General features: G+C 74.4%; 15 protein-coding genes. 10 read left to right on the top strand and 5 right to left on the bottom strand.

Translation table 11 applies throughout. The features are described from left to right. Positions 1 to 167 precede the first annotated feature (167 nt). On the top strand, positions 168 to 1565 hold the full coding sequence (eccD, locus tag ACGF4F_RS07495) for a type VII secretion integral membrane protein EccD (RefSeq protein WP_357442239.1): 1398 nt from the start codon (positions 168 to 170) through the stop codon (positions 1563 to 1565). Here eccD and ACGF4F_RS07490 read toward each other — a convergent pair. Further along, the gene (locus tag ACGF4F_RS07490; RefSeq protein ID WP_357442237.1) at positions 1549 to 2721 is read right to left on the bottom strand and encodes a type VII secretion protein EccE; all 1173 of its coding nucleotides are present in this window, start codon (positions 2719 to 2721) and stop codon (positions 1549 to 1551) included. The genes eccD and ACGF4F_RS07490 overlap by 17 nt on opposite strands. A 162-nt stretch (positions 2722 to 2883) precedes the next feature. Between ACGF4F_RS07490 and eccB the strand changes: the two genes are divergently transcribed. The 9 genes from eccB to ACGF4F_RS07445 all read left to right on the top strand — a co-directional run bounded on the left by eccB (position 2884) and on the right by ACGF4F_RS07445 (position 10236). After that, positions 2884 to 4353 (top strand): type VII secretion protein EccB, encoded by a 1470-nt coding sequence (eccB, locus tag ACGF4F_RS07485; RefSeq protein WP_357442235.1) that lies wholly within the window; start codon positions 2884 to 2886, stop codon positions 4351 to 4353. A 115-nt stretch (positions 4354 to 4468) separates the two neighbouring features. Next, positions 4469 to 4843 carry a hypothetical protein gene (locus tag ACGF4F_RS07480; RefSeq protein WP_357442233.1) on the top strand — a complete coding sequence of 125 codons (375 nt, stop codon included), beginning with the start codon at positions 4469 to 4471 and terminating at the stop codon, positions 4841 to 4843. Continuing rightward, positions 4836 to 6077, top strand: a complete 1242-nt coding sequence (locus ACGF4F_RS07475) for a WXG100 family type VII secretion target (protein ID WP_357442231.1) — start codon at positions 4836 to 4838, stop codon at positions 6075 to 6077. Before ACGF4F_RS07480 ends, ACGF4F_RS07475 begins: the two co-directional genes overlap by 8 nt. 144 nt (positions 6078 to 6221) lie before the next feature. Next, the gene (locus ACGF4F_RS07470; protein WP_357442229.1) at positions 6222 to 6674 is read left to right on the top strand and encodes a hypothetical protein; all 453 of its coding nucleotides are present in this window, start codon (positions 6222 to 6224) and stop codon (positions 6672 to 6674) included. A 150-nt stretch (positions 6675 to 6824) separates the two neighbouring features. Continuing rightward, complete coding sequence (locus ACGF4F_RS07465; RefSeq protein WP_393076076.1) at positions 6825 to 7646, top strand: hypothetical protein; 822 nt, start codon at positions 6825 to 6827, stop codon at positions 7644 to 7646. 40 nt (positions 7647 to 7686) lie between these two features. Beyond that, positions 7687 to 8028: a YkvA family protein gene (locus ACGF4F_RS07460; RefSeq protein ID WP_073839134.1), complete on the top strand. Its 342-nt coding sequence runs from the start codon at positions 7687 to 7689 to the stop codon at positions 8026 to 8028. Positions 8029 to 8079: 51 nt separating this feature from the next. After that, positions 8080 to 8499 (top strand): TIGR03618 family F420-dependent PPOX class oxidoreductase, encoded by a 420-nt coding sequence (locus ACGF4F_RS07455; protein WP_357442225.1) that lies wholly within the window; start codon positions 8080 to 8082, stop codon positions 8497 to 8499. Between the two features lie 313 nt (positions 8500 to 8812). After that, the gene (locus ACGF4F_RS07450) at positions 8813 to 9463 is read left to right on the top strand and encodes a C39 family peptidase (RefSeq protein ID WP_357442223.1); all 651 of its coding nucleotides are present in this window, start codon (positions 8813 to 8815) and stop codon (positions 9461 to 9463) included. A 116-nt stretch (positions 9464 to 9579) separates the two neighbouring features. Beyond that, positions 9580 to 10236, top strand: a complete 657-nt coding sequence (locus ACGF4F_RS07445) for an HAD-IA family hydrolase (protein ID WP_357442221.1) — start codon at positions 9580 to 9582, stop codon at positions 10234 to 10236. On the opposite strand, the gene ACGF4F_RS07440 is transcribed toward ACGF4F_RS07445, so the two are convergent. From ACGF4F_RS07440 to ACGF4F_RS07425, 4 genes are all read right to left on the bottom strand, one after another. Continuing rightward, positions 10237 to 10485 carry a ferredoxin gene (locus tag ACGF4F_RS07440; RefSeq protein ID WP_357442219.1) on the bottom strand — a complete coding sequence of 83 codons (249 nt, stop codon included), beginning with the start codon at positions 10483 to 10485 and terminating at the stop codon, positions 10237 to 10239. Positions 10486 to 10516: 31 nt separating this feature from the next. Continuing rightward, a complete protein-coding gene (locus ACGF4F_RS07435) occupies positions 10517 to 11722 on the bottom strand; it encodes a cytochrome P450 (RefSeq protein WP_357442217.1) in 1206 nt (401 codons plus the stop codon). A 188-nt stretch (positions 11723 to 11910) separates the two neighbouring features. Beyond that, positions 11911 to 12093, bottom strand: a complete 183-nt coding sequence (locus tag ACGF4F_RS07430; protein WP_357442215.1) for an antitoxin — start codon at positions 12091 to 12093, stop codon at positions 11911 to 11913. Positions 12094 to 12165: 72 nt separating this feature from the next. After that, positions 12166 to 12825, bottom strand: coding sequence for a hydrolase (locus ACGF4F_RS07425; protein ID WP_357442213.1), 660 nt, complete (start codon positions 12823 to 12825; stop codon positions 12166 to 12168). Between the last annotated feature and the right edge of the window lie 159 nt (positions 12826 to 12984).

Raw genomic sequence — 12984 nt, 5'->3', positions numbered from 1 at the left:
TCTCCTCCCCAGAATCGGCCCTGATCGTGGTCTGCCAACGGCCCGAGTCGTCGGGTGGGCAACCTGTGCGACCGCCATCGTAGGTAATCTCCCGGAGGCGTCGTGGACCCGTGTCGGGGCGACGCCGCCGGCCGAGGTGGATCGTAGGCGAGTACGAGGAGGCCACAGTGGCGACGAAGACCGCGACCGGCGGGCTGAGCCGGATCACCATCGTGGCGCCGCGCACCAGGATGGATCTGGCGTTGCCGTCGGACGTCCCGTTGGCCGACCTGCTGCCCACGCTGCTCCGGTACGCCGGTGAGGACCTCGCCGACGAGGGCGTGCGGCACGGCGGATGGAGTCTGTCCCGGCTCGGCGGGCAGCCGCTGGACGGTGGGCGTACCGCCGCGCAGCTCGGCGTCCGGGACGGCGAGGTGCTCTACTTCAACCCTCGGGCCGCCGCCGCGCCGGAGATCGTCTTCGACGACGTGGTGGATGCCGTCGCCACGGCCACCAACCAGCGCCCCGGCACCTGGCAGGTCGGCACCACCCGCTCGTTCGCGGTGCTCCTCGCCGGGGCCGCGCTGACGGCCGGTGCCGCGGCGGCGCTGTTCGCCGGGCCGCCGCAGCTGCCCGGCGCGCTGGCCGCCCTGGTGGTCGCGGTCGCCCTGCTGGTGAGCGCCGCGGTGCTGTCCCGGGCGGCCGGTGACAGCCGTACCGGCGCGATACTGGCCATGGGCGGCCTCGGCTACGCGGCGATCGGCGGCCTGCTGGTGCTCGCCGGGGACCGGGCGCTGGCCGACCTGGCCAGCCCGCACGTGCTGCTGGCCGCGACCGCCGCGGTGCTGTTCGGCGCACTGGCCGCGCTGGCCGTCGGCGACCGGCTGCCGCTGTTCCTCGGCGCGGTCGCGGTGGGGGTGGCCGTCGGCATCGGCGCGGCGCTCTGCCTGGCCTTCGGCATCGGCGCGGCGGCCGCCGCGGCGGTGGTGGCGACCGTCGCGTTCGCCGCCCTGCCGGCGCTGCCGATGATGGCCTACCGGCTGGCCCGGCTGCCGGTGCCGTCGATCCCGACCGGGCCGGACGACCTGAAGAGCGACAGCGAGTCCGTCGACGGCCCGCAGGTGCTGAGCAACAGCGAGCGCGCCGACGCGTTCCTCACCGGCCTGCTCTGGACGGTCTCGGTGCTGGTGCTCGGCGGTCAGGTGGTGCTCGCCGACAACGGCCGGCTGCCGGCGGTGCTGCTCTGCCTGGTGCTGGCCCTGCTGTCGCTGCTGCGGGCCCGCCCGTTCATCGGCCGCGCGCAGCGCACCCCGGTGCTGCTCGCGGGCACCATCGGTCTCGGACTGGCCGCGGCGGCCACCTTCGGCGCCGGGTCGCTGCCGGTCCGGCTGGGGTTGATCCTGGGCGGGCTGCTGCTGACCACGGTGATCGGCCTGATCTACGGCCTCACCGTGGCGGGCAAGCGGATCTCGCCGGTCTGGGGTCGCCTCCTCGACATCGTCGAGATCCTGCTGATCATCGCCGTGGTGCCGCTGGCCGTCTGGGTCTGCGGCCTCTACGGCTGGATCGTCAACCTTCGACCGTGACCGTGCCCATCGCGGTGGCGACCGGGGCGGTGGCGTAGACGCCGGGCCCGTGCTGCCCGTCCAGTGGGCGGGCCGGCACGCCGCTGCGCTTCGCCACGTCCCGGACCACCTTCACCAGCGCCTCGGCATGCCCGTCCATCGCCGCCACCCGCAGCAGCGGAGGCACCCGGCGGCCACCCGGCAGCACCACCGCCGCGACCGTGTGCGACGGCGCGGAGGTGGCGGTGACGGCGTCCACCAGCGCGCCGAGCGATCCGTTGGGGCGGACCCGCAGCGCCAGGCAGCGCTGGGTCCAGCCGCCGCCGCGCAGGCTGGTCCAGCTCTCCACCGGCGCCTCCGGGGCCAGGTCCAGCCCGGCGCCGGAGACCACCGCGGTGTGCAGCTCGTCCCGGCCCAGCACCCGGTGGCCGAGGCCGGCGGCGTTCAGCGTCTTGCCGAGCCGGCCGATCCCGGCCGCCACGGTCCGGTGCACACCGCGAATGCCGCCGCCCCGGCTCACCGCTTCCGCGCGGGCGTCGGACACCGACAGGCGGAGCGCCACCCAGATCGTGCGGTGCGCCGCCGGCGGGGCCCCCGGCGCGGGATACCAGACCAGGGTGTGCGAGACGACCTGGGTCTGTGTGACCGGCCCGGTGAAGTCGGCGAGCACCGCGAGGGCGCGGTCCATCGTCGCCGCCTCCACCGACCCGGCGGGCGCGCCGGGCCGGCCGGTCAGCGCGACCGCGGCGAACCAGCCCCGGTCGTCCTGGCCGATGCCGAGCCGGGTGCCGCGCTCGGTGAGCTCGACGACGGTCAACTCCGGGGCGAGCGCGGCCAGTCGCGGGTCACCGGACGGCGTGGCGCTCCGGGCCCGCCCGCGGCGGCGGCGCAGCCGGCGGCGGAGCATCAGATCCTCGTACCACCAGCGGCCGCCCCGGCGGGCGAACGCGGCGACGACGGCCAGCACGGCCAGCACGCCGACCGACGCGAGCAGCCAGGCGGGGCCACCGGTGGCGAACCAGACGGCCAGCGCGGCGCACTCCAGCACCACGAGCTGACCGACGACGAGCGGGCCGAGCCGACCTCGTCGACGCTGGTCGGCCGGGATGATCGGGCGGTCCGCCGGGGCGGCGGGGGCGGTGGCCGTACGACCGGGTGGCGCCTGGACCTGCGTCATCGGTGAGCGTCCCTTCTGGACATTCTGGGCTTCCGCCCCGGCGTTGCGTCGCCGGAGGACGGGCGGGGTCCCGGTGAACCGCCGCCGGCCCCTTATCGTAGGGAAGCCCGCGGCGACGTTCGGACCTGATCGTCGCGGACCCACCCCTGCCGGAGGTTAGTCATGCGGACCCGCCGCGATCAGGTGCAGGCGTACCGCTTCGTCACCCGCCGCATCGTCTCCGCGCTGCTCTCCGGCGACCCGGAGACCAATGACCTGCCGATGCGCCGGCTCGGCATGGCGGTGTTCGGCAGTGTCATCGCCGCCGCCGTCGTGCTCGGCGGTGCGGGCGCGTACGGCCAGCTCACCGGCAACGCCGCGCCGCTGGAGTCGAACACGCTGGTGATCGAGCGGGAGACCGGAGCCACCTACGTCTTCACCGACGGGGTGCTGCACCCGACGCTGAACTACGCCTCCGCCCGGCTCATCCTCGACGAGGCCGACCCGGCGGTCCGCACCATGTCGCAGGCGTCGATCAAGGAGCGCCCGCGGGGGCGGGCGGTCGGCATCGTGGGCGCCCCGGACGACGTGCCGGACCGCAAGTCGCTCGTCGGTCTCCCCTGGTCGGTCTGCGACGTGCCCGACCCGGCCGATCCACAGCGCTCCACCACCCGGCTGGTGATCGACCGGCCGCTGCCGGGCGGCACCTCCCTCACCGACCGGGCGGTCCTGGTTCGGGTGAACGAGGCGCGGTACCTGCTCACGGGCGGTTCCCGGCTGCGAGTGGTCGGTGACGAGCAGGCGCTGGTCGCGTTGAAGATGGCCGGCGCGGCCACCCTCACCGTGGGGCAGCAGCTGCTCAACGCGGTGCCGGTGGGGCCGGCGCTGCGCAAGCCGACCATCGACGGGGACGGCAGCTCCAGCGGCCTGACGGTGGGTGACCGCCCGGCGAAGGTCGGCCAGGTCTACCGGGCCGCCGGCAACCACTACGTGCTGACCCGGCAGGGACTGGTGGCGATCAAGGAGATGACCGCGCTGCTGCTGCTCGGCGGCGGCGGTCAGATCACCGACATCACGCCGGACCAGGCCGGCCAACTCCTCACCGACCAGCGACTGGAGCCCGAGGGCCTGCCGGACAAGCTGCCCGTCCTGCACGAGGTCCGCGCCGGCCGGACGGTACTGTGCGCCACCTACCGGGCCGGGGCGTCCGGCCAGCCGCCGGTCACCACCCTGGAGGTCTTCGACCAGCCGCCGGCCGAGCTGACGGCGGCGACCGGGGTGGCCGCCCGGCAGACCTCCCGGGACGCTGTGCGGACCGCCGAGAGCGTGCTGCTGCCGGGTGGCAAGGGCGTGCTGGTGCAGGCCACGGCCGGGGAGAGCGGGAAGGCGGCGGCCGGCGCCACGGTCTACCTGATCACGGCGCAGGGGGTCCGCTATCCGCTCGGGCCCAACGCGAAGGTCGCGCTCGGGTACGGCGACGCGACGCCGACGGCGGTGCCGGCGTCCCTGCTGGCGCTGGTGCCGACCGGGCCGACGCTGGGGCGGCAGGACGCACTGGCCTTCTTCGATCCGGGCGCGGTGCCGGCTGGCTCCGCGACGACCGGCCCGGGCGGCAACCAGCAGTCGGGGGCGGGCCCGGCCCAGGGCGGCTGACCCCGGGCCGCCGTCCGATGTGGAATAGGGGCGACCACGGGTCGCCCGGGCTGGGCCGGGTCGACTAACCTGAGCGTGACCAACGGTTATCGACGATGACTACGGGGATGCAGCCATGACCGGGCGCACGACAGTGGACGTACTGTCCCTGGAGGATTTTCACCAGCGACTGGGGCGGCGACTCAGCGAGGCCGAGTCGGTGCTGAAGAAGCTCAACACGGAGATGCAGTGCCGGCCACCCGCGCTGGGCACCTTCACCGACGCGACCGGCAACGCCCGTCGCTACTCCGAGACGCACACGAGCTTCGCCAACCACGTCGAGCGGCTGCGCCAGGCGATCGAGGCCGCCCAGAAGGCGACCAAGGCGATCATGACCAACTACAAGACCGCCGAGGCACGCAACGCGGCCGCCGCGGCCGACATCGTCGCCGCCCTCTCCGGCCTGGATGCGGCGATGAGGCCGGCGAAGGGAGAGGATCCGCGTGTCTGAGTACGTTCAGCGTTACGAGCACGTCAGCCACCAGGAGCTCTACCAGGGCGTCACCGCGGGCGACCCGAAGCAGGTCGACGGGCTCAGCGCCCAGTGGAGCTCGCTGAAGGACACCCTGGAGGGCCTCGGCCGGGACCTGACCAGTGACCTGGACGCGCTGGCCAAGACCTGGACGGGCGACGCCGCCCGGGAGTTCCACCGGCGGCTGAACCTGGTCGTCGGCTACTCCAGCAACCTGGCCCAGGGCATGGCCGACATCCGGCAGGCGCTCGACATGATGGCCACCGAGCTGCGCACCGCCCAGTCGAAGGCGGAGAGCCCGGAGGAGACCGACGACAACGACAAGCTGCTCTCCGGCGCCGGCAAGGGCTTCCTGGTCGGTGGGCTGCCGGGCGCGGTGATCGGCGGCATCGTCGGTCACCAGCAGGACAAGGAGGAGCAGGAGAAGGCCCACCAGCGGATGGTGCAGGTCGTCGCCAACCTCGCCGAGGGTTACGACTTCTCCGCCTACGGCCGGATCGTCGTGCCGGAGCCGCCGGACCCGGGCCTGCCCGGCGACGGCGACCCGACGAACCCGACGCTGAAGAACGGCCCCTCCGTGGGCACCCCCTCCGCCGGCCCGACCTCCGGCACCTTCGGGCCCACCGCCGGAGCCACCGCGACCACGTCGGGCGTGCACCACACGGGCCCCAGCAGCGGCACGGTGGGCGACGGCCCGACCGGGCACCCGGGCGGGGGCAGCCCCGGCACGATCGGCTCGGTGGGCGTCGTCGACCCCGCCGGCACCTCACTCGCCGGCGCCGGCCAAATGGTCACCAGCCCGACGACCCCCGGCCTCCCCGGCACCGGCACCGCCAGCGCCCCCACCACCAACGTCCCGAGCGGCGGCGGGGGCCCGCTCTACGGGCTGCCGAACGGAGGCACGGGCGCGCTGGCCAGTTCGGGTCCCGGCACGGCCAGGGTCGGGGGCATGCCCGGGGCCGAGAACCGGTCCGCAGCCGGCACCGGGCGGCTCGCCTCGGGGCGGGGCGTCACGATCAACGCGGACGGCCGCTCCAACGGTGGCCGGGGCACCAACGCGCGGCCCGCGCTGGCCGGGCGCAACGGCGTCCTCGGCGGGCGCGGCACCTCCGACGAGGACGAGTCGGAGGAGCGGCTGACCTGGCTGACCGAGGACGAGATGGTCTGGGGCGACGGCAAGTCGGCCCCGCCGCCGGTGCTCGGCACCAACTGATCGCACGCTGACGAACGGCGCGGCGCCCCTCACCAGGGGCGCCGCGCCGTTCGCGTTGACCGCCTCTGTCCATGGTGGGCCGGGTCACGTCATCCGTACGCCCGTTGAGCTGCACGAGGCGAATCTGACAGATAGGTTGAACTGGTGCCGGTCGTAGCGTTCGCCCCGTCCCTCTGGGCGGCGACGCTGCGCACCCTGCGCGAGCTGACCCAGGTGGCGGTGACCGCACTGGCGCTGGTCGCCGGCCTCACCGGTCCGGCCGCCGCTGCCGCGGCCACCGGCCCCGTCGGTCCAGACGCGACACACCGTCCGGCGGCCAGCCTCAGCACCCACCTGGAGCCGGTCGACGCGCCCACCCCGGGAATCCTCGTCGATGCCGGGGCGGCCGCGACCGGCGCGTGGGCCGTCGACACCAGGCCGGCCCCCGCGCCGCACTCCTCGGCCGGTCACCCACTCGCGGCGGCGGCCCCGCCGGCTCCCGGCGTGGCGGCACGGCTCGTTGACGGCGATGCCGCGGCGCCGCGCCCGCCCGTCGCCGTGGCCGCCGCGGACCCCGACCGCGAGCCGATCGCCCGGCGCGGCCCACCCCGCGCCTGATCCCACCGGCCGCCCGCGCGGCCCTCGATGAGTCCCCACCACCCCCAACGGGTACGGCCGCAGCGCGCCCTTTCCCGCGCCAACGGCGTTCCTCCGCCCGGCCCCCGGGCCCAGATCCTGAATTTCGAGTTCCACCACGAGGTGCTGGTGATGCAGACCGTCTTCTCCACCGTCCTGCCCGACGTTCCCCAGGCCGCCGGAATCTGGCTGGCCCTGCTCGCCGTGGCGGCGATCGTGGTCGCCGCCCTGATCGTCCGCCCGGACCGGTTCCGCTCGGCGCTCGGCGACCGGATCAGCGCGGCAGCCATGCCGAGCAGCCTGGAGCTGGCCGAGGAGGCCCGCGAGCGGGCCCGGTACGCGCAGGAGGTGAGGGTGGCTGCGGAACGGGCGGCGACCACCGCCGAGCGGCGGCGCGCCGAGTGGCTGGCCGCCCAGGAGGAGGTCGAGGAGGCGTGGCGGGCGTACGAGGCGGCGGAGCGGGACGTCCGCCGGCTGGCCGCCGCGGCCACCCTGCCCCTGCCGCGGACCGACCGGACCCCGGCCGAGTACGCGGACCGGGAGCGCTGGCTGCACCGGGCGGCACTGGACGCGCAGTGGCGCAAGGAGATCACGGTGGAGCAGCTCAGCGACATCCTCGGACACCACGGCTGGGACCCGCGCCGTCATCCGGTGGAGCAGGAACTGCTGCTGCGCCGGCTGATCCGGGACAACCTCCGCGCCCGGCACCAGGCCGCCCGGGAGCGGGAGCAGGCCGCCTGGCGGGCCGCCGAGCTGGCTGCCGCCGCCGTGCGGAGCCTGCGCGACGAGGCGTACGCGGCGACCGGCCCCGCCCCGGAACCCCAGTCGCTGATCTCCACCGTGGACCTCACCGCGGTGGAGATCACCCGGGAGTTGCCCGCGGCACGGGGCGGGGAGCCGGCCCGCGGGGCCGGATCGGTGGCCCGCGGGCGGGCGGCGGTCGCGGCGTACTGACCGCCGGGCGGAGCTGGCCCGGCTCGGCTAGCGTGACCTCGTGTCCCGTGAGAGCTGGGTGCTGGTCGTCCTCGCCGGTCTCGTGGCGCTGGCCACGCTGGTCGGCGCGATACTGCTCGCCGTCCGGGTGGTCCGCACCCGCCGGCTGCTCGGCGCGCTCGGCGTCGGCGGCAAGGTCGCCTTCTACGGCGCGCTGATCTACGCGATCCTGCCGGTGGACCTGCTACCCGACCCGATCTACCTGGACGACATGGGCGTGCTGGCGGGTGCCCTGTTCTATCTGGGCCGGCTGGCCGCCCGGCACCGCGCGGCGCAGCGCGGGCTGCCCGAGCAGCCGCCGTCCCCGCCGGGACCGGGTCGCCTGCGCCGCCCCGTGTCATGATCGGCACCGGGCCGGCGGTCGGCCCAGGTTCGGCGCACCGAGGACTGGGGCATGGCGGGTGAACACCGGTTGAACCCGGACGACGAGCGCGTGACGAGGTTCTTCCAGGACCGGCACCTCGCCACGCTGACCACGCTGCGGGCGGACGGCACACCGCACGTCGTGCCGGTGGGGGTCACCTTCGACCCGATCGCCGGGCTGGCCCGGGTCATCACCTCGGGCACCTCGGCCAAGGCGCGGCACGTGGCGGCAGCCGGCACGGCGGGGGTGCCGGTGGCGGTCTGCCAGGTGGCGGGCCGCTGGTGGCTGACCGTCGAGGGGCGGGCGGTGCTGCGCCGCGACCCCGCATCCGTGGCCGAGGCCGAGCGCCGGTACGCCGAGCGCTACCGCCCGCCGCGGCCCAATCCGCAGCGGGTGGTCATCGAGATCGCCGTGACCCGCCTGCTCGGCAGCCTCCCGGCCACCACCTGACCGGGGCCGCCCGCCAGCCACCCGGACCACGGTCCCGCCCGGATCCGCCCCGACTGGGCGGCCTGTCCGGTTCGGTGGTGAGCAGGGCCACCTGGATGGCGGAATCGCCTGCCTCTGCTGCTCGTTGCATCTCCCGTACGACCGAGCAGGACGGCCCGACGGACGGAGGACCCGGGGCCCGCGGTCGTGTGCGCCCCCGGTCAACGCCGTGGGCCGTGGGACCCCGGCACGCCGGCTTCCCCGAGAACAGCCGAGCGCCACTCCTGGTGCTGCGTCTCCCCGGAGACGTCAACCCCCCGAATGGAGCTTCGACATGAACTCGATCTTCCGTAACAGCATGCTGTCCGTCGCCGGTCTCGTCATGTCCGGCGGGATCGTGGCCGGTCCGGCCGTGGCCGCCCACGCCGCTCCGGCGCAGGCCAAGCCCATCAGCGCGGCGAGCGCGGACAAGGGCAAGGGCAAGGGCGAGCGCCGCGCCGGGTACGAGTACCAGGCGCAGCCCAACTTCTACTACTGCGGCCCGGCGTCGACCCGGATCGCGCTGTCGGCCGAGGGCAAGTCGATCAGCCAGGACGAGCTGGCCCAGAAGCTGGGTACGACCGTGAACGGCACCGACTCGGCGATCGACATCACCCGGGTGCTCAACGAGTACACCGGCGGCAAGTACAAGACCACCGAGATCCGGGACAACTCGGCCACCAAGGATCAGGCCGAGCAGTTGCGGGCCGACGTCAAGGCCGCAGTAGACCAGGGCCGTCCGGTGGTCGCCAACATCATCGGCAGCGCCGTGGACGTCGACGGGGTCGCGCACAGCTACACCGGCCACTACCTGACGGTGGTGGAGTACAAGGACGACGGCAACACCGTGCTGATCGCCGACCCGGCCAGCCCGGGCGAGCCGGAGTACTGGATGAACGTCGCCGACCTGGCCAACTGGATCGCCAGCCGCGGCTACAGCTCCTGATCGAGCGGCATGAAGGGCCGGTCTCCCCAACCCGGGAGGCCGGCCCTTCATCGTGCTCACCACCGGCGCACGAGACCGGCTCGGGCCCGGCCGGCACACGCCAATAGCATGTGGCCGTGCGGCCGGTGATCTTCGACCTCTTCCACACCCTCGTTGACGGGGCGAACTCCGAACGGGACCGGGTGGTCGGCGAGATGGGCCTGATGGTGGGGGTGCCGCCGGAGGCACTCGTGGCCGCGTACCACGCCACCTGGCGGGACCGGATGACCCGATGGGACGTCGCGGAGACGGTCCGGATCCTCGCCGGGCGGCTCGGCGGGACGCCGACCGAGGACCAGGTCGCCCGCGCCGCCGCGCATCGCCGGAAGCTGGCCACCCGGGTGCTGGCCCGGGTCGCGCCGGAGACCCTCGCCGTGCTGGACGCGCTGCGCGCCGACGGCCACCCGCTCGGCCTGATCAGCAACGCCACCGCCGAGACCGCCGAGGCGTGGCCGTCGAGCGCGCTGGCCCGCCGCTTCGACGTCGCGGTCTTCTCGTGCGAGCTGGGCGTGGCCAAGCCCGACCCGACGATCTACCGGACGACGGCCGAGCGGCTGGGCGTCAACCCGACCGACTGCGTCTTCGTCGGCGACGGGGCGGACGGCGAGTTGGCCGGGGCGGCGGCGGTCGGCATGACGGTGATCCGGACGACCGAACACAACGACACCGACCCGACCTGGGACGGGCACGCCCTGGCCACCCTGGGCGAGCTGACCGCCCTGCTGCGGGGCTGATCAGCCCTCTGGGGCGATCCGCCGGAAGTTCTCCACATCGGACACCACGATCGCCTCCATCGGGCAGGACTCGGCCGCGTCGAGCACCGCGTCCGCGGGGACGATCCGCTCGGCCAGCGGCCGGGACAATCCGTCGACCAGGACGAAATGCTGGGGAGCCACTCCCGCGCAGATCCCCGACCCGATGCACCGGCTGGGATCCACGTGCAGTCGCCACTCCGTCTCCGGCACGGGCCCCACCTCGCTCACGGTCCCTCCCCCTTCGCCGTCGTCGCTTTGCTCACCAGCCCACCGGCATCGCCACCAGGCCACGTACCAGCAGGCCGCTCTTCCAGGTCAGCTCCTCCTCGGGTACGGCCAGCCGGAGCCCCGGCGTCCGGTCGAGCAGGGTCTCCAGGACCACCCGCAGCTCCATCCGGGCCAGCTGGGCGCCGAGGCAGTGGTGCACGCCGTGCCCGAAGCCGAGGTGCGGGTTGACCTCCCGGGCCAGGTCGAGCCGGTCGGCGTCGGGGAAGACGGTCCCGTCGCGGTTGGCCGACGGGATGGAGACCACGACCGGCTCGCCCGCCCGCACCAGCACCCCGCCGAGCTCGACGTCCTCGGTGGCGTACCGGGCGAAGGCGGCGGTCGCGCCGAGCGGGATGAACCGCATCAGCTCCTCGACGGCCGTCGCCACCAGCTCCGTCCGCCCACGCAGCGTGTCCCACGCACCGGGGGTGGTCAGCAGGACGTACATCATGTTGGGGATCTGGGTGACGGTGGTCTCGTGCCCGGCGGCGAGCAGCCCCGCGGCGAGCATCACCATCTCCTCCTCGCTGAGCCGGTCCGCGTGCTCGTCGCGGGCCCGCACCATGGCGCTGAGCAGGTCGTCCGCCGGCTCGACCCGCCGCCGCGCGACCAGCCCCGCCATGTACGCGAGCAGGCTGTCGAGGTAGTGCTGGACGAGGCCCGGCTCCAGCGAGGTGGTGGAGACGATCGCCTCGGACCAGGTGTGGAACTTGTCCTGATCGGACACCGGCACGCCGAGCAGGTCGCAGATGACCCGGATCGGCAGCGGGGTGGCCAGGTATTCGACCAGGTCGGCCGGCTGCCCGGCGGCGAGCATCCCGTCGACCAGTTCCTCCGCCACCGCCCGGGTACGCGGGCGCAGCTCGTCCACCCGGCGCGCGGTGAACGCCTTGGCCACCAACCGGCGCACCCGGGTGTGGTCCGGCGGGTCCATCGACAGGATGCCGGTCTGCTGCTGGTGCGGCGTGTTGCGGGGCTCGTCGCGGCCGGTGGCCGCCGCCCGGCTGAACCGAGGGTCGCCGAGCACGGTACGTACGTCGGCGTGCCGGGTGGCCAGCCAGGCCGGCTCGCCGTACGGCAGTTGGACCCGGATGAGCGGCTGCTCGCGCAGCTCGGCGTAGCGGGGGTCCAGGTTGAGTCGGTCAGGGGCGTTGAACGGGTAGCGCTGCGGGATGGTCGCCTCGGAAGTGTCGGTCACCGGCTGACTCGCTCTCGTCCACGGCACCGCCGTGCGGTGCGGGTCGACTCCGCACGACTCCACGCTGAGTCATGCCCCGACTGCGGATGGTAGCGAGATTGGTCGATGAAGGCCAGCGAGGTTTTCCCACCGGCCCGGACACGCCACTCCCGGACCATCCCCTGGACGGCCCGGGAGCGGGGACGCGGTCAGCGGTTGGGGTCGCCCTGGTTGATGCGCCGCTCCGCCGCCTGCTCGCCCTGCTGGACCTGCTTGTCGTACCGGTCGCCGGTGCGCTGGTCGGCCTCCTGGCCGGCCTTCTGGACAGCCTCGTCGGCTTGCTTCGGATGCTTCTTGGCCTCGTCCTGGGCCTTGTCCATGAAGTCACGCATGTCCGAATCTCCTCTCCTCCCGTCCATGCCTTCCCGGCGACCGGAGGCACAAACGGGTGCCCGCGCTGCCCGTCAGGCGGGGTGCGGGGTGCGGAGGTGGGTGGTGAACCAGGTACCGGCCTGGTCGGCCACCTGTTCCAGGGTGCCGGGCTCCTCGAACAGGTGGGTGGCGCCGGGGACGATGCGGAGTTCGGCCACCTCCCCCAGCTGGGCCTGCGCCTGCTCGTTGAGCACGATCACCTGCTCGTCCAGACCGCCGACCAGCAGCAGGGTCGGGGCGCGCACCGCCGGCAGGGAGCCGCCGGCCAGATCGGGCCGACCGCCGCGGGAGACCACCGCGCCCACCTGCTCCGGGCGCGCCGCCGCGGCGACCAGGGCGGCGGCCGCGCCGGTGCTGGCGCCGAAGAGCCCGATCGGCAGCCGGCCCAGCGTCGGCTCGGCGCCCATCCAGTCGACGATGGCGGCCAGCCGCCCGGCGAGCAGCCCGATGTCGAAGCGCAGCTCGGCGGTCCGCGCGTCCAGTACGTCCTCGTCGGGGGTGAGCAGGTCGACCAGTACGGTGGCGAGCGACCGGTCGTTGAGCGTGTGCGCCACGGCCGTGTTGCGCGGGCTGTGCCGCGAGCTGCCGCTACCGTGCGCGAAGAGCACCACCCCGACCGCGCCGGACGGCAGGATCACGTCCGCCGGCAGCCCGCCCTCAACCACCGGGATCGTCACCTCGCGCGTCTCCATGCCCCACCTCCGCCACCCGCATACCCCCACCCGCCCCGCCCTCACCTCCCACCCTGCCGCGCCCACCACCCGCCACCCACCGCGATCATGAGGTTGGCCGCCGAGAAAGCGCTCCCCGCCACCGTCAACCTCATGATCAAGCGGTGGGGGTAGCGGTGT

The sequence above is a fragment of the Micromonospora sp. NPDC047740 genome (assembly GCF_043204735.1).
GTDB lineage: Bacteria > Actinomycetota > Actinomycetes > Mycobacteriales > Micromonosporaceae > Micromonospora.
The sequence above is the reverse complement of the archived record's forward strand: the minus strand, read 5'-3'. Positions and strand labels throughout refer to the sequence as shown.

Excerpts from the sequence above, each read along its gene's own strand:
- ACGF4F_RS07455 (WP_357442225.1), top strand. The coding sequence starts at position 8,080 with ATGGCGGGTGAACACCGGTTGAACCCGGACGACGAGCGCGTGACGAGG.
- ACGF4F_RS07450 (WP_357442223.1), top strand. The coding sequence starts at position 8,813 with ATGAACTCGATCTTCCGTAACAGCATGCTGTCCGTCGCCGGTCTCGTC.
- ACGF4F_RS07480 (WP_357442233.1), top strand. The coding sequence starts at position 4,469 with ATGACCGGGCGCACGACAGTGGACGTACTGTCCCTGGAGGATTTTCAC.
- ACGF4F_RS07425 (WP_357442213.1), bottom strand. The coding sequence starts at position 12,825 with ATGGAGACGCGCGAGGTGACGATCCCGGTGGTTGAGGGCGGGCTGCCG.
- ACGF4F_RS07465 (WP_393076076.1), top strand. The coding sequence starts at position 6,825 with ATGCAGACCGTCTTCTCCACCGTCCTGCCCGACGTTCCCCAGGCCGCC.
- ACGF4F_RS07490 (WP_357442237.1), bottom strand. The coding sequence starts at position 2,721 with ATGACGCAGGTCCAGGCGCCACCCGGTCGTACGGCCACCGCCCCCGCC.
- eccB (WP_357442235.1), top strand. The coding sequence starts at position 2,884 with ATGCGGACCCGCCGCGATCAGGTGCAGGCGTACCGCTTCGTCACCCGC.
- ACGF4F_RS07430 (WP_357442215.1), bottom strand. The coding sequence starts at position 12,093 with ATGCGTGACTTCATGGACAAGGCCCAGGACGAGGCCAAGAAGCATCCG.